Origin of the sequence: Butyrivibrio fibrisolvens (assembly GCF_037113525.1) — a bacterium.
GTDB classification, from domain to species: domain Bacteria; phylum Bacillota; class Clostridia; order Lachnospirales; family Lachnospiraceae; genus Butyrivibrio; species Butyrivibrio fibrisolvens.
Genome location: NZ_CP146963.1, coordinates 305030 through 322540, shown reverse-complemented (window position 1 = coordinate 322540; position 17511 = coordinate 305030). Strand labels below are relative to the sequence as shown.

General features: G+C 41.0%; 13 protein-coding genes and 1 riboswitch. Of the genes, 3 read left to right on the top strand and 10 right to left on the bottom strand.

What is annotated here, in order from left to right; all coding sequences use genetic code 11:
* Positions 1 to 250: 250 nt before the first annotated feature.
* Together WAA20_RS01265 and WAA20_RS01260 are read right to left on the bottom strand one after the other, a co-directional pair.
* The gene (locus tag WAA20_RS01265) at positions 251 to 1141 is read right to left on the bottom strand and encodes a hypothetical protein (RefSeq protein WP_338802058.1); all 891 of its coding nucleotides are present in this window, start codon (positions 1139 to 1141) and stop codon (positions 251 to 253) included.
* Between the two features lie 204 nt (positions 1142 to 1345).
* Entirely contained in the window at positions 1346 to 3361 is a 2016-nt protein-coding gene (locus WAA20_RS01260; protein ID WP_073390426.1) for a right-handed parallel beta-helix repeat-containing protein, read from the bottom strand.
* A 364-nt stretch (positions 3362 to 3725) separates the two neighbouring features.
* Here WAA20_RS01260 and WAA20_RS01255 point away from each other — a divergent pair, with 364 nt between their 5' ends.
* Together WAA20_RS01255 and WAA20_RS01250 are read left to right on the top strand one after the other, a co-directional pair.
* Positions 3726 to 5720, top strand: coding sequence for a flagellin (locus WAA20_RS01255; RefSeq protein ID WP_073390425.1), 1995 nt, complete (start codon positions 3726 to 3728; stop codon positions 5718 to 5720).
* A 60-nt stretch (positions 5721 to 5780) separates the two neighbouring features.
* Entirely contained in the window at positions 5781 to 6164 is a 384-nt protein-coding gene (locus tag WAA20_RS01250) for a hypothetical protein (protein ID WP_073390420.1), read from the top strand.
* Here the strand turns inward: WAA20_RS01250 and ribE (WAA20_RS01245) are convergent.
* The 6 genes from ribE (WAA20_RS01245) to WAA20_RS01220 form a co-directional block, all read right to left on the bottom strand.
* Complete coding sequence (gene ribE, locus WAA20_RS01245) at positions 6161 to 6631, bottom strand: 6,7-dimethyl-8-ribityllumazine synthase (RefSeq protein WP_073390419.1); 471 nt, start codon at positions 6629 to 6631, stop codon at positions 6161 to 6163. The two genes, WAA20_RS01250 and ribE (WAA20_RS01245), sit on opposite strands and share 4 nt — an antisense overlap.
* Positions 6632 to 6752: 121 nt before the next feature.
* A complete protein-coding gene (locus WAA20_RS01240; protein ID WP_073390417.1) occupies positions 6753 to 7997 on the bottom strand; it encodes a bifunctional 3,4-dihydroxy-2-butanone-4-phosphate synthase/GTP cyclohydrolase II in 1245 nt (414 codons plus the stop codon).
* A 67-nt stretch (positions 7998 to 8064) separates the two neighbouring features.
* The gene (gene ribE, locus WAA20_RS01235) at positions 8065 to 8700 is read right to left on the bottom strand and encodes a riboflavin synthase (protein ID WP_073390416.1); all 636 of its coding nucleotides are present in this window, start codon (positions 8698 to 8700) and stop codon (positions 8065 to 8067) included.
* A gap of 116 nt (positions 8701 to 8816) precedes the next feature.
* Positions 8817 to 9962 carry a bifunctional diaminohydroxyphosphoribosylaminopyrimidine deaminase/5-amino-6-(5-phosphoribosylamino)uracil reductase RibD gene (gene ribD, locus WAA20_RS01230; RefSeq protein ID WP_242951239.1) on the bottom strand — a complete coding sequence of 382 codons (1146 nt, stop codon included), beginning with the start codon at positions 9960 to 9962 and terminating at the stop codon, positions 8817 to 8819.
* 280 nt (positions 9963 to 10242) lie between these two features.
* A riboswitch (FMN riboswitch) is annotated at positions 10243 to 10357 on the bottom strand.
* A 129-nt stretch (positions 10358 to 10486) separates the two neighbouring features.
* Positions 10487 to 11062: a dTDP-4-dehydrorhamnose 3,5-epimerase gene (gene rfbC, locus WAA20_RS01225; RefSeq protein WP_073390413.1), complete on the bottom strand. Its 576-nt coding sequence runs from the start codon at positions 11060 to 11062 to the stop codon at positions 10487 to 10489.
* Positions 11063 to 11512: 450 nt separating this feature from the next.
* Positions 11513 to 12538: an HD domain-containing phosphohydrolase gene (locus WAA20_RS01220; protein ID WP_073390488.1), complete on the bottom strand. Its 1026-nt coding sequence runs from the start codon at positions 12536 to 12538 to the stop codon at positions 11513 to 11515.
* A 305-nt stretch (positions 12539 to 12843) separates the two neighbouring features.
* Here WAA20_RS01220 and WAA20_RS01215 point away from each other — a divergent pair, with 305 nt between their 5' ends.
* Positions 12844 to 13425, top strand: coding sequence for an Hpt domain-containing protein (locus WAA20_RS01215; RefSeq protein WP_073390490.1), 582 nt, complete (start codon positions 12844 to 12846; stop codon positions 13423 to 13425).
* A 117-nt stretch (positions 13426 to 13542) separates the two neighbouring features.
* On the opposite strand, the gene WAA20_RS01210 is transcribed toward WAA20_RS01215, so the two are convergent.
* Both WAA20_RS01210 and WAA20_RS01205 read right to left on the bottom strand, forming a co-directional pair.
* Positions 13543 to 14847: an ABC transporter substrate-binding protein gene (locus tag WAA20_RS01210; RefSeq protein WP_167562769.1), complete on the bottom strand. Its 1305-nt coding sequence runs from the start codon at positions 14845 to 14847 to the stop codon at positions 13543 to 13545.
* A 57-nt stretch (positions 14848 to 14904) separates the two neighbouring features.
* Positions 14905 to 17418, bottom strand: coding sequence for a response regulator (locus WAA20_RS01205; RefSeq protein ID WP_073390493.1), 2514 nt, complete (start codon positions 17416 to 17418; stop codon positions 14905 to 14907).
* Positions 17419 to 17511: the final 93 nt, after the last annotated feature.

The window sequence follows — 17511 nt, the reverse complement described above, 5'->3', positions numbered from 1 at the left end:
ATAATCAGATCCTCCTATACTTTTTGAAAACATTTAATATTTCTGATTTCTATATGTTGATCGATCAGAAAGTTATAAAAACTCAACAATATCTTACGCTCATTTGCATTTAGTCACCTTAATATACGACGAAATGCATTTTTTATCCGATGAACTGCATTTTAATTACAAATACTTCATCAAACAAAAAACAGCAAATGCCTTTTCCTACTGTGGGTAAAAATCCGGCATTTGCTGCTTAAATCTCTATTTATTCGTCCCTGACCGCCTTGGGTCTTGAAAGATTTATGATCTTGTTAGATACAAGGTTTGTAAGAAGCAGAAGCTCTACATCATCCCTGTATTCAGGCTTTGCAAAGTAGTATGCATAAGTCTTTACAAGAGAAAAGATGTTGGCTGTTCTTCCTTCAATCTTGAAATTTCTAAAGCCCATCGGGATATATTTGTCCCAGATAGCATCAGGGCTTATGTGTGTTTTGTACTGCCTTGTTATTGATGGCATTGAGTTATCGCCATAGGAGCACTCCCATGGAATGAGAGGCTTTTGCTTATCTTTGGGAAGCTTTCTATTCTCCAGAGTAATTCTGTTGTTCTCGCCTATAACTCTGTAATGCTCTGCTCTTCTTGGACAATCCGGAATACAGCAAGCGTTGATAAGAACCTCGCATCTTTCTTTGTCGATGATCTTCTCAAGTTCATCGAAATGGTTATTCATATTGTAATCAAGAACTACGAGGTTATAGTCCTTTTTAAGCTCTTCATTTACCCCGTCAATTGTTCTGATGCACTTGCAGGTTGAACTGTTAAGCTTAAGATTTGGATGAGTTTTTCTAATATAGTCTTCAAGAATAGGTGATACTACGAGTACTCCGTTCATCTTCTTAGGTGTATCAACCTGATCCAGACAGAAATTGCAGAACTCATTATCAAGGTCAGCTTCTGTAATTGTAGGATTAGTGTAGGTATATCTGACAGCTACATTCTTAGCATTTATAGCTCCTATAACGCCTGTAACATATGCTCTTGCACACTGATCTCCAGCGCTGTATCTGCCGCTACTCCAAAGTGATGCTGGAAAATCGCCAAAGCATGAAGCTATTTTTACACCTTCTCTGAAATACTTCGGAAATCTCTCTAACATGTCTATGAGAAGCATATTGAGCGGAAAATTATACCTTAGCCCCGGTATGTGAAATAACGCCTCCATTGTAAATCCCCCTAAAAAAAGATAATAGAATTGCTATATCATTCTAGCAATCCTATTATCATTTTACAATTCTTGCTTTATTTTATCTCACTATATATTGCTTATTATTGGTCACAAATACAGTAAGAAGATCTTTGATCAAATTTCAAACGCAGTTCCTGTAAACTCGAACTTTCCTTCTTTGCCAGTTGCAAATGGTCCTGGGATTATAGCGCCATCTCTCTTTGCTCCATAATAGTCTGTATCAAAAATGATCTCAGATCCGTCAGGATTCTCGAAGCGCTGCTCAGGCTCGAAAGCTTTACCAAGGACATCACTTGTGATAAGTGTATCCTTGAACTCTCCAAGAAGTGAATAAATGTTAGTTTCAAGGCTAAGTTTTCCGTCTTCATTATTCAGAGTAACATTAGCTTTATCCTTGTCGTTTACAAGGTTATTTTTTTCCTTGGAATAAACGTCAGCGCCGTTAAAATATGCGTTACCATCAACCCATACAGGAAGGTGTCCAAAGTGATACTTGGCAAGGTATCCCATGTCAGGCTCTCTATCCATCTGGAAGTTTGATATCCATTCTTCATATGTCGGGAAGATATCAAAGCACTTTGTACCAACGCGCTCGTAGTCATTATCTGCAGGAGTCTTCTTTTCATCAGTCACAGGGAAGTTTTGAACGAAGATATTGTTGTAAATCCTGTCATCTCCGTGGAGGATTGTCATAAAGCCTGCAACCTCAGTCCTGTGGCGGATGTGGTAAGGTGTATATCTTGGTTCTCTCTGACCATTTTCAATACTGTCAACGCCTGAATTGATAAGGCCAAATGCTCCGAGCATAAGGTTGTGAACGCAGGCAATGCCTTCGCTTGGCATGATAACTGACACTTTGGACAGAAGGACATTATTATCAATAAGTGTAGGTCCGTGGCCAACTTCAACGAATACGTCATTAGAGAACATAGCTCCCTGTGCTGGAGTTCTTCCCTCCGGGCGGTGATTGTCATGCATAAGGTTCTGAGTTACTCTTGCGCCCTGAGCTTCCCAGTCAAGCCATACGCCCATGATACAGTTATGAATGTGGTTTCTTCTGATCGTTACATCGATCGCTGCATGGAGCTTAATACCTGCTGTTTCTGCACCGCCAAGCTGCTGTGAATTACAGATATCGTGAATATGGCAGTCTTCAATTGTTGAAAATACGCCGCCCATTCGGCCTACGATACCAGTCTGCTCGCAGTGGTGTACGTTACATCTTCTGATGATGTGATGACCCACATTCTCCTTAAGCCAGCCATGGTACTGGCCTCTGCAGACAGCATCACGCTCCATCTGGGTCGGGCTCTTAACATGCTTGGTATAAAAATACATGTCGTTTTCTTCATCACGATATTTACCAAGTGAAATACCGCAGCATCTTGAATTGCTGATCTCACAATCCTCGATGATCCAGCCCTTACTCCAGTGAGGTCCGACCATTCCGTCCTGATATGCAGCTGGTGGTGCCCATGTGGTTGCAGCTTTATTTACATCAAAGCCGCTTAATGTGATATAGTTAACACCGTTTTTATCAGGCATAAAGCAGTTTCTTCTAACTGCGATATCTACCTTTTCATTATTAGGATCAAGACCCTTAAAGTTAGCATAGAAAACTGTAGCACCGTCTTCCTGAACGCTGAACCACTTGTATGTGGACTCTTCCTGTTTCCATGCGCAAGGATCTGCAGCGCCTTCGATACACTCTTCCAAAGTTACTGTTTCATACATCATCCTGTCATTAAGGTATACGCTTCCTGTATGGCGGACAGTTGGTGCAAAGTACCAGTCTCCGCATACAAATGTAGTGTATGGATTATAGTCACCAAAGATCTTGTTATCAACCCTGGCTGTCCATACGTCGCCCTTGTAGTGATCCCATTTGTCTACTACTTCAGCACCTGTGATAACAGCTTTTAAAGGTTCTGATGATCTATAAGTGATCCTTGCATCTTCTGATCCTGCATTCTTTGGAATAACATGCTCGCGGTAGATTCCTGGCATAACGATCACTTCGTCGCCAGGCTGTGCGATATCTGCTGCCGCCTGAATAGTCTTAAAAGGAGATTCTTTGCTTCCGTCCCCGTTTACAGATGCACTTGCATCTACATAATAGCTTTTTCCCATAGTAACCTCCGTAGAATAATCTTGATCGATAGATAATGGTCATATGCATACAAACAGCGCATAAAACCTGATCCTTTATTCAAAGTAAAACTTATTATTTTTACTATATCATCATTTTCAAAAATAATTTTCGCATTTTATGCTTATTTCTGCTTATCTTTTAACTTTTTAAGCTTTAATTTTGAATCGTTTTTAGGATCAGTTTCCCCAAAGCTTTATATCATTTTCTAAATGCTGTGAAAGAATTCGTTATTTCTTAATGCTTTGTATGTCTATAACCGATAAATATTATAGAAAAAGGATTTTTCTTAGATAATTATTACCGGACAAGGACGTCTGCAGAAAGGCATATTTTAGTATTACAATGGGCGGCTTTGTCATTCAACACAACATAAGTGCGATGAACTCGAATCGTACGCTGAATATCACTACAGGAAACCTGGCGAAATCATCTGAAAAGCTCTCTTCCGGATACAGAGTCAACAGAGCAGCGGATGATGCGGCAGGTCTTGCCATTTCTGAGAAAATGAGAAGGCAGATAAGAGGTCTGTCTCAGGCTTCCAGAAACTGTGAAGACGGTGTATCTCTTATTCAGATCGCAGAAGGTTCCTTACATGAAGTTCACGATATGCTCCAGCGAAGCAACGAACTTGCTGTTAAAGCATCCAATGATACAATGACGGATTCTGACCGTCTTTATATTGAAGCCGAGTACAGGCAGCTCCTTGATCAGATTGACAAAAATGCTGCTTCAACTACCTTTAACGAAATACATCTTTTCCCTTCAGAAGGTTATTCTCCAACAGATTCATTTTCTGTTGACCAGAGTATAAATTTCAATGTGACACTTGGAGCAGACGGCAATATAAGCGCAAATAACATAACAATTTCCTATCCTTCAACAATAGATGGTGTCACAACCCCCGGTACCGAGTGGGATACTCTTGGCGAAGTTATAAGTCAGACCCTTATTCCCAATGCTGTAAACCAGATATTTAATGCACTGCCTTCTCTTCGAAGTGCTTTTAATTCTCAAAGCGGTGGAAGCGAAGTTCCAATCTCCCTTGATATTAAATATGTCGATGGCGGCGGAAGCACTCTTGCCTATGCAAGTCTGGCATCTGCTATAGGTAATGATGGAACGTCCTACTCTGTACATGGAATAACCCTTGGTATGACTGTTGATAAAGATGATTTTTCTAATTCATCCGTTGACGGCAGCACAGGTAACGGAACTAATAAACTTGAAAGTACTATTGCTCACGAACTCATGCATACCATCATGCAGTATACAATGCCCGTTGCCATGGCAAAGGACTTTTTCCCAACATGGTTTACTGAAGGTGTAGCTCAGCTTACTGGTGGCGGCGTTGCAACTAACTGGAATAATGGACTTTATAACGCTGTTTCTGGAATTACAAGTCAGGATGATACAAGTAAGGATGAAGCTGTTGCTAATTATCTTAAGTCCTATACTATGGCTAACAGGCCATACGGACATGGCTACCTTATGTCAGCTTATCTTGGACAGCTTGCAAGTGGTTCTTCAACCGTAAGCGCAAGTAACATTGCAAGCGGTATGAACAGAATAATGCAGGGAATAATTGATGGAGATGACCTTGGAACAGTTCTGCAGAATCTTGGAATAGTGGATGATGCCAACACATATCAGTCAACACTTGCATCTCTTTTCTCAGGAGCAACTGCAAATTCTGATATAACCAAATTCATGAGACAGCTTGCATATAATACGAATTATTCTGGTGGAGGTCAGGGATCTATCATTGGAGATGGCGGTCTTTCTGATGGCGATATCATAAATGGCGGAACAGCATCATCTCCCCTTGTAGTAAGTTCTGATGGTGCTGCTCCTGTAAGTTCAACTTACAATCAGGGCGGCGGTACAGGCGGAGCTCTTACTCCAGGAGCTTCAAGCGGCGGTACAGAAGTCACAGGTGCCAATACTCTTTTTATACAAGCAGGATCTGAAAGTCAGAGAAACAATAAAATTGGTATACGCCTTTTCAATATGAACTCTGAAGCTCTTGGTCTTAAGAACAGCAACATGATGACAGCTAATGATGCCATGAGCGCGATAGATTCTATCAAGAGTGCACTTACTGCAGTAAGCAATGTGCGAAGCTACTATGGTGCTACTCAGAACAGACTTGAACATACCATCAAAAACCTTGATAATGTTGGTGAAAACACATCTTCTGCAGAATCTCAGATAAGAGATACCGATATGGCTGCTGAGATGGTCAGATATTCTAACATGAACATTCTATCCCAGGCAGGACAGTCGATGCTGGCTCAGGCCAATCAGTCCAAGCAGGGCGTCCTTAGCCTGCTTCAGTGATCATATGCTGTGAAATACGCCTACTATGCATATGACCTTTGATAACAAGAAAGGACTAACATGGGAAGTATCATTAAAATATCTTGCAAAAAATGTGGAAGATCATGGGACATTAAAACCGGTATGGGGATGACTCATGCTTTATTAGAGAACTGTCTTGATGATTTTACTTCTGATGTTGCTGACAAGATCCGTAAGAATTTTGAAGGCCAGGAGTTTCCTCATTACACCTTCATGTATAGGGCCGCCATATGTAATAAATGCGGCAAAGTCATATCTGTAGCGCAGCTAGAAGATCTTGATACAAAGCAAAAATATACCGCAGCCTGCCCAGGCTGCGGCTCTTATGACGTCACCATTATAGATGACAAACTCTCTATAACCAAATGTCCTAACTGTGGCCATCATGGCCTTACTTCTGAAACATCAGGACTTTGGGATTAGATCTGGTCCACAAGATTTACCATTTCTATAGCTGCAAGTGCGCAGTCATATCCCTTATTACCAGCCTTGGAACCGGCTCTTTCGATTGCCTGTTCGATATTCTCTGTTGTGATAACTCCAAAGAGTACCGGTACTCCTGTTGAAAGGCTTGCCTGTGCAACTCCCTTGGATACTTCGTTACATACATAATCGTAGTGAGATGTTGAACCTCTGATAACTGCTCCTACTGCGATAACTGCATCGTACTTGCCGCTTGCTGCCATTTTCTGAGCGATAAGCGGGATTTCGAATGCTCCGGGTACCCATGCTGCAATTATATTCTCTTCCTCTACGCCGTGTCTTCTAAGGCCGTCTACAGCTCCGCCTACAAGTTTATTAACGATAATCTCGTTAAATCTTGATGCAACGATGCCAACCTTCATTCCTTCTTTTGCTACTAATTTTCCTTCAAGTAATTTTGTGCTCATGATTATTTCTCCCTTACTATACTATTTGTATTTGTTGTTTGTATTTAGTATCCGCAGTTTTAAATCTATTAAAGATTTCTTCTTCCGATCATTTATTAAATCTTTGCTATTATCAGCTCTTTTACACCGCACTTCTTGGCTGAATCTTCTTGGTACTTTCGTTTAGGAAAATATGTCCCATCTTCTTTTCCTTGGTGAGCATATAAAATTCATCGTACTTCTGAGCTTCGATCTCTATCGGAACTCTTTTATTTATCGTAAGTCCCAGACCGTCAAGGCCGTAAACCTTGCTTGGGTTGTTGGTAAGAAGATTAATTGTTTTAACTCCAAGATCTCTTAAGATCTGAGCTCCTACCCAGTACTCACGAAGATCGGGCGCAAAGCCAAGTTCAAGATTGGCTTCTACTGTATCTCTTCCCTGCTCCTGAAGTTCATATGCCTTTAATTTATTGATAAGACCGATTCCTCTTCCCTCCTGACGCATGTAGAGAAGAATACCTCTTCCTTCTTTTTCTATCTGAGACAAAGCTGCAGATAACTGCTTACCACAATCGCACCTAAGTGACCCAAACACGTCTCCTGTAAGGCACTCTGAATGCACTCTGCAAAGAACGTCTCTACCATCACCAATATCACCCTTAACAAGTGCAATGTGATGCTCTCCTGTAATGTCGCTGACATAGCCGTAAGCCTTGAACATGCCGTATTCTGTAGGAAGGTTGACGCTTGCCTCTCTTACTACATGCTTTTCATTTATCCTGATGTAATCCTGAAGATCTTTGATAGTTGTAAAAGTAAGACCATTATCAGCAGCAAGTTTTTTGAGATCTTCTGTTCTCATCATGTGGCCGTCATCCTGCATTATCTCACAGCAAAGGCCGCACTCCTTAAGACCTGCAAGTCTCATAAAATCTACGGTTGCTTCGGTATGTCCGTTTCTTACAAGGACTCCTCCCTGCCTTGCAACAAGAGGAAACATGTGACCGGGGCGCCTGAAATCCAGGGGAGTAGCTCCATCTTCTACCACCTTCATGGCAGTAAGAGATCTGTCATATGCTGATATCCCTGTACTTGTATCAACATGGTCGATCGATACTGTAAATGCAGTCTCATGATTATCAGTGTTGTTGGTTACCATCATTGGAATCTGGAGCCTATTTGCTATTTCACTGCTCATTGGCATACATATAAGGCCTTTACCTACACTTGCCATGAAGTTCAGATTTTCAGGTGTTGCGAACTGCGCAGCGCAGATAAGATCGCCTTCATTTTCTCTGTCATCATCATCTGTAACTACGATTATTTTTCCATTTTTAAGATCTTCAATAGCTCTTTCTACAGACTCTTTGTCAAAATTATTGTTCATGATCGTTTCCTTTCTTATTCCTTTTCAAACACAAGATTTCTAACTTAAGGTTTTCTTTTTTCAAATATCAAAATCCGTGTTCTGCCAGGAAATCCATTGTTATTCCTGTACTTTTGTTTGCGCCCAAAAGCTTTTGTACGTACTTGGCTATCACATCATTTTCAAGATTGACCTTGTCTCCTCTTTTCTTATCAAGGAGAGTCGTTTCGGATCCTGTATGAGGAATAACTGATACGCTGAAACTATCTTTGGTTACAGCCACGACCGTAAGGCTGATTCCGTCTATGCAGATGGATCCTTTCTCGATTATAAGGTCGAGTATTTCAGGCTTTGCTTCTATGGTCACGACTACAGCATTGCCTTCATGAACCAGCGATACAACGGTTCCTGTTCCATCTATATGGCCGCTTACTATATGACCTCCAAACCTTCCGTCTGCTGCCATTGCTCTTTCAAGGTTGACCTCTGCCATGGAATATAGGTCGCCCAGGTTAGTTCTTCGCAGCGTCTCAGGCATGACATCTGCGATAAAAGAGTTATCATCCATCGCTGTCACTGTAAGACACACACCGTTAACTGCAATGCTGTCTCCAATCCTGGTTCCTTCAAGCACTTTAGATGCTCCTATTTTGACAAAAGAGCTGCTGCCTTGTAGATGTTTATTTAAAAGTTTTCCTTTTTCTTCAACTATTCCCGTGAACATATCTTATATACCTTTAATATATTTTTGTGACGTTTGAATGACCTCTTTAAAATACATAATGATCATATTTTTCTATATAAACTTTTTATCGATCATTCATCGATTAAGGCTATATATTACTTTGCCCTGATCATCCTAAGATTCTCGACATCATACTCAATAAGGATATCTGTATCGAAAGTTCTCACCTTAGGATTCGAAAGCTCTACACTGTCTTTCATCTCCTCTATTCCCATTTCATCAACAGGTGTAAAAGCTCCCTTTCCGCCGACGATCTTATTTCCTACAAATGTATAGATCTTATTGACCTTACCTGCTGAAAGGAATGCGGCATTTATGTGCTTACCACCTTCAACCAGAATTCCATCTATCTGTATGTTTCCTAGTTTTTTAAGAAGATCTTTAACGCATATGTGTTCACCTTTTGAATCAGGAGATATGCCAAGCACCTGAACACCAAGACTCTTTAATTTTTCTACTTTGGAAATCTGATCATTACCTTTTGTATACTCATCAAGACACGCCACGATCACAGTTCCCTGATCTGCTGTTTTAACAAGGTTGCAGTCCAATGGGATATTCAAATGGCTATCCATTACGATCCTTACAGGGTTTCTTCCTCCTGGAATCCTGCAGGTAAGAAGCGGATCATCAGCAAGTACAGTACCAATCCCTGCAAGAATACCTGTGTAGGTAGACCTAAGTTCATGTACATATGACCTTGCACTTTCACCTGTTATCCACTTTGAACTTCCCTTATCTGTAGCGATCCTTCCATCTGCTGTCATCGCATACTTTAAGGCTACATAAGGTTCTTTTCTAGAAATATAATGGAAAAAGACGGGGTTTATCTCATCGCACTCATCTCTTAAATAGTCTTCTATGACTTCGATTCCGTGCTCACGAAGATATGCCGTTCCCTTTCCTGAAACCAGCGGATTGGGATCTCTTGAGCCGATAACGACTCTGCTTATCCCGGCTTCCACTATCGCAAGAGTACACGGAGGCTGCTTTCCATAGTGACAACAGGGCTCAAGTGTCACGTATATGGTCGCTCCCTCAGCACTTTCATTAAGACTTTTTATCGCATTCCTCTCAGCATGAAGATCTCCATATTTTTGATGACAGCCTTCGCCGATCACTCTTCCATCCTTAACGATAACAGCGCCAACAAGTGGATTTGGATTAGTATGGCCTTTAGCAGTAAGGGCAAGTTCTATTGCCCGTCTCATGTATGAAGGATCTAATAATTCTTTATTCAAATGTCCCCCTTTTGGTCGGGGCTTTTAAGTGGGAAGATTTAAGACATTCGGTTTCAAACTGTAATAATTCCCTAAGTATGTAGGGATCAGTTTAAACGATGTGAATGAATTTTCTTTGAATAATGTTATGCATGATAATGATAGATATTGTCTAGTTATTTTACCGAATAGGGGTTCCTCTTCAATAAAAAATGTGCCCCTTCGGAAAGAGACACATCACCATCTATCATTTGCAGGATAGATATCTATTTAGTATAGATATCATCTTAGCATAACGGTAATCTCACTTCTCTCATCCAGACTTTACTGTCGGCCCCGGAATTTCACCGGATCATGCCTTTTGGCTCGCGGGCTATACCGCCGGTTGGGAATTGCACCCAGCCCCGAAGTAATATTAGTATTATTTAATTTTGAAAGTTAGCTTTTGCTCACTTCGCTTAGTATAAGTTAGGACACTTATACTTGTCAACCCAAAAGATATACGTGGAATTTTATCTTTCATGCAAAATTCCAAATCGCATTCATCAGTTCATTCCAAGCTGCTCACGAAGCTGTGCAAGTGTTGGAGCCTTTGAATCCTTCTCAGAGATCTGATTGAGGTCACTTCTGTCTATATCAATAGGCCACTTTATCTTAAGTTCAGGATCGAGTGGGCAAAGCGCTGTTCCCGGCATACCAGGAGCCCATTCATTATCAAAGAAATACAGGTATTCTGTATCTTCAAGAGCCTGGAATCCATTGCATACACCCTGAGGAACAAATACCTGAACTCCAGGTGTGATGTGAACTGTCTGAACAGCGCCAAATGTTTTGCTGTCAGGTCTTGTATCAACATATGCACCAAAAACAGAACCATATGCTACTGTAACGAGTTTGTTCATAGCTTCGCCGTGAAGACCTCTTACAGCTCCTTTTTTAGTTCTTGTAAGATTGATCTGCTTCCATCCTGTTACTGTCTCAGGAAGAACTTCTGAATATACGCTTCCACGGAATAATTCGCGAACAGTTCCGCGGTCATCTGTAGCAGTCTTTGCGCTTATAACTTTTAATCCTTCTATATTGGAATCCTTTGCATTAAATGGCTCTATCTGTACACCCATTATTATCTCCTTGTTTTTTGACAAAACCTCTGTCAAATGTTTGTTTTTTCGATTCTATAAAATGAGGTAGGTGTCAAAAGTTCCTTATTGACACCTTATGACTAACGGATTGTTCCGTTTCTTCGAGACTCTCACATCTACGTTTCACTCCGGTCGGCGCAAAGCAGACATCCCCCGGATGTCTTGCGCCCTAAAACATTCGCAAATCCGCACTACGTGCTACTTTGCTCATGTTTTGCGGGTCATAAATTCATATTCGATTTCGAGCAAGCTCGAATCGAAATGACTTTTGACCCTTACGTCATAATATAGGAATCAACCACTGAAATATACACCAAACTTCGCACAAAGTAAATAGCAAAAATCAGCCCCGGAAGCTTTCTGCACTACCAAGCTTCCGGGGCTTTGAATTCTCTCTTTATTTTTTATTTTCCTGTTTTTTCTTTCTCATTAATCTTCGTTAACAGGCTTATCTCTCATAAGATAATCTTTATCATCATCGATCATTTCCAGCATAATATCAGCGAACTTGGGATCGAACTGGCTTCCTTTGCCTTTTTCTATTTCGCCTCTTACCTTTTCCTGAGGGAGTGCCCCTCTATAACTTCTGTTGCTGGTCATGGCATCGTATGCATCGGCTACTGCAATGATCCTTGCTTCTTCAGGAATATCATCTCCGGAAAGTCCCTGTGGATATCCCTTTCCATCGTATCTTTCATGGTGCCATTTGGCTCCTGCTGCAAGTTCCGGCATCTCCTTGATATTGCTTAGGATCTTGCCGCCTATTCCAGGATGCTTTTTGATACATGCAAACTCTTCATCTGTAAGTCTTCCGGGCTTATTTATTACTTCGTCAGGCACGCCGATCTTGCCAACATCGTGAAGAAGTCCCATCATAAAGATCTTCTCCTGATGCTTTTCATCATAGCCATATCTACTTGCTATCTCTTTAGAATACTCCGCCACTCTTCCCGAGTGACCATTTGTATAGTTATCCTTAGCATCAATAGCATCCGCAAGACTCTCAACGACGTGTAGGAAAAGATTCTCATTCTCCCTTGTCTTTTCATCTACCATGCTCTCAAGATCTTTTTGAAGTCTTACAAGTTCTACTGCATGCTTAACTCTAAGTACCAGAACACTTACTATAAAGGGTTTTCTGATAAAATCCATTGCGCCAAGCGAAAGGCCCTTAGTCTCCGTATCCTCATCTTCATTGGCAGTCAAAAAGATAACAGGAGTATCTCTCCATGAAGAGGCACTCTTTTTGAGTTCCTTAATAACTTCAAAGCCGTCCATCTCCGGCATGTTGATATCCATAAGAATAAGATCAGGCGCAGGATTATCTGTCGTATATTCCAAAAGAGCTTTGCCCGACTTGAGCACAACCACCTTAAACCCGGCATCCGTAAGAGTATTCCAGGCTTTCTTTAAAATTATAGGGTCGTCATCAACAACTATAATTTGTGGTATCATACTAACCTCATGTCACGAGTGAAACGAGTGGCTAATGGTTGGAATTGGTGGAGCTCGCGACACCAATTCGCGGAGTTTATCGTAGATAAACTCATAACCTCATGCTGCGAGTGAAACGAGTGGCTAATGGTTGAATTGGTGGAGCTCGCGACACCAATTCGTAGAGTTTATCGTAGATAAACTCATAACCTCCGAAAATATTTTCCTATAGATTAATGATATCTTAAAACCGTTTATTCATCAACTTTATAGTGGTATACTCAAAATATGCAAACCGCCCACATATCCATGGAGGAACGCTATTTATGAACATTAATATCCCCGGTATTGATATAGAAAAAGCCATCAAAAACTCAGGTTCTGAAGAACTCTTCATAGAGCTTCTTAATGATGTCTACAAACTCATGGATGATAAAAGTTCTCTGATAGAAACATACCTTAAAGATAAAGACATTCAAAACTACACAATTCAGGTTCATTCCCTCAAGACCACCTGCCGCATGATCGGCGCTATGGATCTTGGAGAGGATTTCTTTACTCTTGAAAAGCTTGGAAAAGAAAACAATCTGGAGCAAATTGAAAAACTCACTCCAGATGTTTTAAACTCTTTTAGATCCTTAAAGCCTTATCTTGAACCCTTTGCTTCAAAAAAGGGTGGGGCAAAAAATGCTTTTGATAAGAATGCCTTTTCTGAAATCCTGCATAAACTTATTGCCGCTATAGATGACTTTGATCTTGGCGCCTGTGAAGAAGCGATGAAAAAGCTTCTTTCTTATAACTGTACAACTGAACTTTTCGGTAAGGTGGAAGCCTTGGATAAACTTGTTTCCAATCTTGATTATGATGAGGCCAAAAATTTATCTAGCCAAATATTAGACAAGCTCTAACAAAACCTACCATAACTACCTTAGTCCGGTCTGAAAATATATACTATCTATTTTCTCAATCTTTACACATATAAAACAAACTAAAACTTTGATATTCATGAGGATGGCAGCCCAGGTTTATTTTCCAGCTATCGTTCCATAGGCTGCCACCGCCTCATCCACTGTCATCTCGCCATTTATAACAGCATATGCTGCTGCCCTGAATTCTTTTACCGCAGTATCAAGTATTTCTGTATCTCTAAAGTTAACAGTCCTATCCTCCGGGAATCCCGAAAGCGAAGCATAAACTTCATCCAGAGAATAATCCTTAGTAGGAGTTATAAGCCTCTTTTCCTGCGCCATAAGTCCAAGCTCTTTTTCACTTGTAAGGAATCTTATGAATTCATTAGTCATATCGAGGCTATCACTATTTTTATTGACGCTAAACAGGATAGACATGGAATCCATATAGTATCCGCCATCATCTCCTGAAGGAGCTACATAGAAGTCATACTTGAAAGGATTCGCTGTAAAAGCTTCTGATTTACTCTCACGTTTTTTGGTTCCGGACACAACGTCACCGGAGCAGATCATCATAGGCACATCGCCTTCAAAAAATCGCATGATAACAGCATTATAATCGTCTTCAATTTCTGCTTTGCATTTGTCTATATCTATGCAGCCGCTGTCCACAAGCTCTTTTAACCTGGTCAAAGGCTCTCTCATCACTTCGCCTGCAGAAGGAACAAGATTGTTAAGATCACCTTCTACACTTCTGTCATCCTTAACTTTTTTGGCGAACATTGGATAAGCAAAGGAGTAGCCTATTCCCGGTGTTGTATTGGTATCAGCGCCCATAACAGGAGAAGCATAGCCTGCTGCCTTAAGCTTTTCGCAGGTTTCTTTCAGCTCTCCAAAGGTCTTAGGTACTTCGAGGTTTTCTTTTTCAAATATATCCATGTTTACAAGCATTCCATAGGACGTGGCAAATACCGGAAGCGCCAGTATTTCTCCATCATTCATCTCCCATCTAAGTCCCTGACGAATGCAATCAAGATTTATATTAAGTTCAGGATCAGAAAGGACTTCAGCCCCATCAAACAAAGGATCAAACCGCTCGTCGCCATACATCCAGGGCTGAACGACATAAATATCCGGCGGCTCCTGACCTGCCAGAGCCTGCCCGATGGTATTGCTGTAATCATCAAGGTAGGTATACACGATCTCGCCATTTGGATAGTAAGTATAGAATCTCTCAAAGACACTTTCCAAAGACTCAAAGTTAGAATATGTACCAGCTACAGACAGCTTATACGTGGTATCCGATGAGTATTTAGGTGTAAACTCTTTACTTTTATTTGTACTCTGACTACACCCTGCTGTGCCAAGTACCAGCATTATTACAAGAGCCGTGGAAATGATTTTTGTAATGTGTTTACTCATGCCGTTTGCTACTCCTTCCTGTATCAATACCATTTGTAGAGCCTTACGTTCCGAAACCTACAAGCGTGTTATGGTAGAATCGTCAAAAAACTCATTTACTTGTGATATGATCTCGTCACGATCTATTTCTCTGAAATTATTTCGGATGATCTTTGATTTATCAAAACCGTTTTGCGATTCCTCGTTCAGATCAATAAGTATAAGATCAGCATCATGCTTTTCAAGATACGTAAGAGCCTGTTCTTTAGACTTGACCACTACTACGTTATAGCTATCTGATAACCACTCCTTAACCTGTCGCAAAAAAGCTATATCACTATCTACTACTAATATGCTGCGCTTAGCTTCAGCTTTTTTATCATCATCTCCCGAAGTATCCGCCGGCTTCTCCACCAGCTCCGGAGGCAGGTACCTAAGGAGCATGCTCTCAAGTCTTCCTGTATCAATAGGCTTTGTCAGGTAGTCATCAAATCCTGCATTTATGTACATCTCGCGCATTCCGGAAACTGCGTTAGCTGTAAGGCAGATCACAGGTGTATCCTTATTAGGCGTATCCAAAAGAGCCTTCATTTCCTTCAAGGTTTCAATGCCATCCTTGTCTGGCATCATGTGATCAAGGAAGATCACATCGTAACGAATCCGCTTAAATAAAGCTATGCAGGCATCTCCGCTATCTGCAGTTTCTATCTGCATCCTGGTCTCACTAAGGAGGCTACAGAACACCTTCAGGTTAACCTCTGTATCGTCAACCACCAGCATTTTTGCCTTTGGTGCCACAAACTGTACCCTGTACTTCTTCCGTTCGCTAAGGAAGCGCTTGAAGGCAGTATCAAAATCTCCAATCGGCTCCCACTTTACGACCTTCTGTTTTAGGTCAAAAGAAAAGACAGATCCCTTGCCATATTCGCTTTCCACCTGTAGTTTACTATCCATCATTTCAAGGAAGCTCTGGGCAATAGCCATTCCAAGGCCGGTACCTTCAATGTTTCGATTCCTCTTTTCCTCAATTCTCTCAAAGGCTACAAAAAGCCTGTCAAGGTCTTCTTTCTTAATTCCTATTCCGGTATCCTTCACACTGACATGAAGGATCACGTAGTCTTCATTATCTTCACATTTTTGTCCTGATACGGAAAAAACAATGCCGCCTTCTTTGGTGTATTTGACAGCGTTTGAAAGGATGTTGGTTATAACCTGCTTAATCCTTATCTCGTCGCCGTGCATAATTCCCGGTATATTTCTATCAACATCAAGTTCAAAAGACAGCCCTTTTTCCTCAGCCCTGCGCTGAACCATATTTACAAGATCGTTCAAAAGAGATACAAAGTTATAATCTACATCTATGATCTCCATCTTGCCCGCTTCAATCTTGGAAAAATCGAGAATATCATTGATAATCCCAAGAAGGGTGTTCCCTGCAGTCCTGATGCTCTCGGAATACATCAGAGTCTCATCATCACTACTTTTTCTTAATATCATTTCATTCATGCCGATGATGGCATTCATAGGCGTTCTGATATCATGAGACATGGTGGACAGGAAAAGAGATTTGGCTTCATTAGCCTGATTGGCCGCCTGCGCTGCAACAGAGAGCTTTCTATTAAATTTAAGGAGTATAAAAATATTGAAATGAAGAAGGACCATAAGGCCTACTGATACTATTCCCAATAGTAGCCAGTCTATGGACCTGCTGGCCGTCAGCTCTTTTGCCGGGATATAAGCCACCAGGAACCAGGACTCAATACCGCTTAACGGCGTATAGGCAATCACACTGTCTTCTCTTTTTGAATTACGGATATGCATGGAACCTGTACCTGTGCGGATAGCATCCATCACCTTGTTATATTCCTGAGTAGACATTGGATTATAGGATTTGAAGTACTCAAAGAAATTACTGTTTTTGAGGGACTTGCCGTGGATCATGTAGTCGCCATCCCAGTCTATAAGGGATATTTCTACATTTTCGTACTCACCCTTCAAAAAAACCAGCTTTTGCTCAAGACGGCTAACAGGTACTACGCGGATGATAAGCCCCTCTCTCATAGCGCCTGTTTCACTATCCACAACCTTTACATTGTTTAGAAAGGCTATGGACTGAACACCGTTAAGCGGATTGGTATAAGCCCTTGTCAGGTTGACAGCGCCGTTTACGTTACTGATCTCAAGGTTTTCAAAAATAGATATATGGGAATATTTTACAGAATAATCCGACGGGTCAGTAGTGCTGGCAGTAGTTGAAATTCCAGCCATGGATCCGTCATCGATATAGATTAGGTGTCCTGATATTTCAGGAGATATCTTTGCTTTTCTAATATATGATATGGCCTCTTCAATTGTCATCGGAGTTCCAGCATCCGCTGACCCGTTTATATAGTTGGCCCAAATGTCGCACAGATGCTGCTCATCCTCCAGATAATTGGCGATGATCTGCGCTGTTGTGGTCGTCATATTCTCAAAAGACGCAATCGAAGAATAGTCTGATTCTGTTGCCCTATCGTTGGCATACTTCACGATAATGAAAAGAATCAAACCTATTATCAATATATTAATGATAATGATATATCTTTTCTTCAATCTGTATCCTCGGTATTAAGATTAACAGTTTACGAATCAATACAGATTAATTGTACCATTTATCGTTAATTTGTGTTACTAAAAATAGAATGT

What these genes read in the sequence shown, in the direction of transcription:
- WAA20_RS01265 (WP_338802058.1), bottom strand. Translation starts at nt 1,141, where the DNA reads ATGTTAGAGAGATTTCCGAAGTATTTCAGAGAAGGTGTAAAAATAGCT.
- WAA20_RS01260 (WP_073390426.1), bottom strand. Translation starts at nt 3,361, where the DNA reads ATGGGAAAAAGCTATTATGTAGATGCAAGTGCATCTGTAAACGGGGAC.
- WAA20_RS01255 (WP_073390425.1), top strand. Translation starts at nt 3,726, where the DNA reads ATGGGCGGCTTTGTCATTCAACACAACATAAGTGCGATGAACTCGAAT.
- WAA20_RS01250 (WP_073390420.1), top strand. Translation starts at nt 5,781, where the DNA reads ATGGGAAGTATCATTAAAATATCTTGCAAAAAATGTGGAAGATCATGG.
- ribE (WP_073390419.1), bottom strand. Translation starts at nt 6,631, where the DNA reads ATGAGCACAAAATTACTTGAAGGAAAATTAGTAGCAAAAGAAGGAATG.
- WAA20_RS01240 (WP_073390417.1), bottom strand. Translation starts at nt 7,997, where the DNA reads ATGAACAATAATTTTGACAAAGAGTCTGTAGAAAGAGCTATTGAAGAT.
- ribE (WP_073390416.1), bottom strand. Translation starts at nt 8,700, where the DNA reads ATGTTCACGGGAATAGTTGAAGAAAAAGGAAAACTTTTAAATAAACAT.
- rfbC (WP_073390413.1), bottom strand. Translation starts at nt 11,062, where the DNA reads ATGGGTGTACAGATAGAGCCATTTAATGCAAAGGATTCCAATATAGAA.
- WAA20_RS01220 (WP_073390488.1), bottom strand. Translation starts at nt 12,538, where the DNA reads ATGATACCACAAATTATAGTTGTTGATGACGACCCTATAATTTTAAAG.
- WAA20_RS01215 (WP_073390490.1), top strand. Translation starts at nt 12,844, where the DNA reads ATGAACATTAATATCCCCGGTATTGATATAGAAAAAGCCATCAAAAAC.
- WAA20_RS01210 (WP_167562769.1), bottom strand. Translation starts at nt 14,847, where the DNA reads ATGAGTAAACACATTACAAAAATCATTTCCACGGCTCTTGTAATAATG.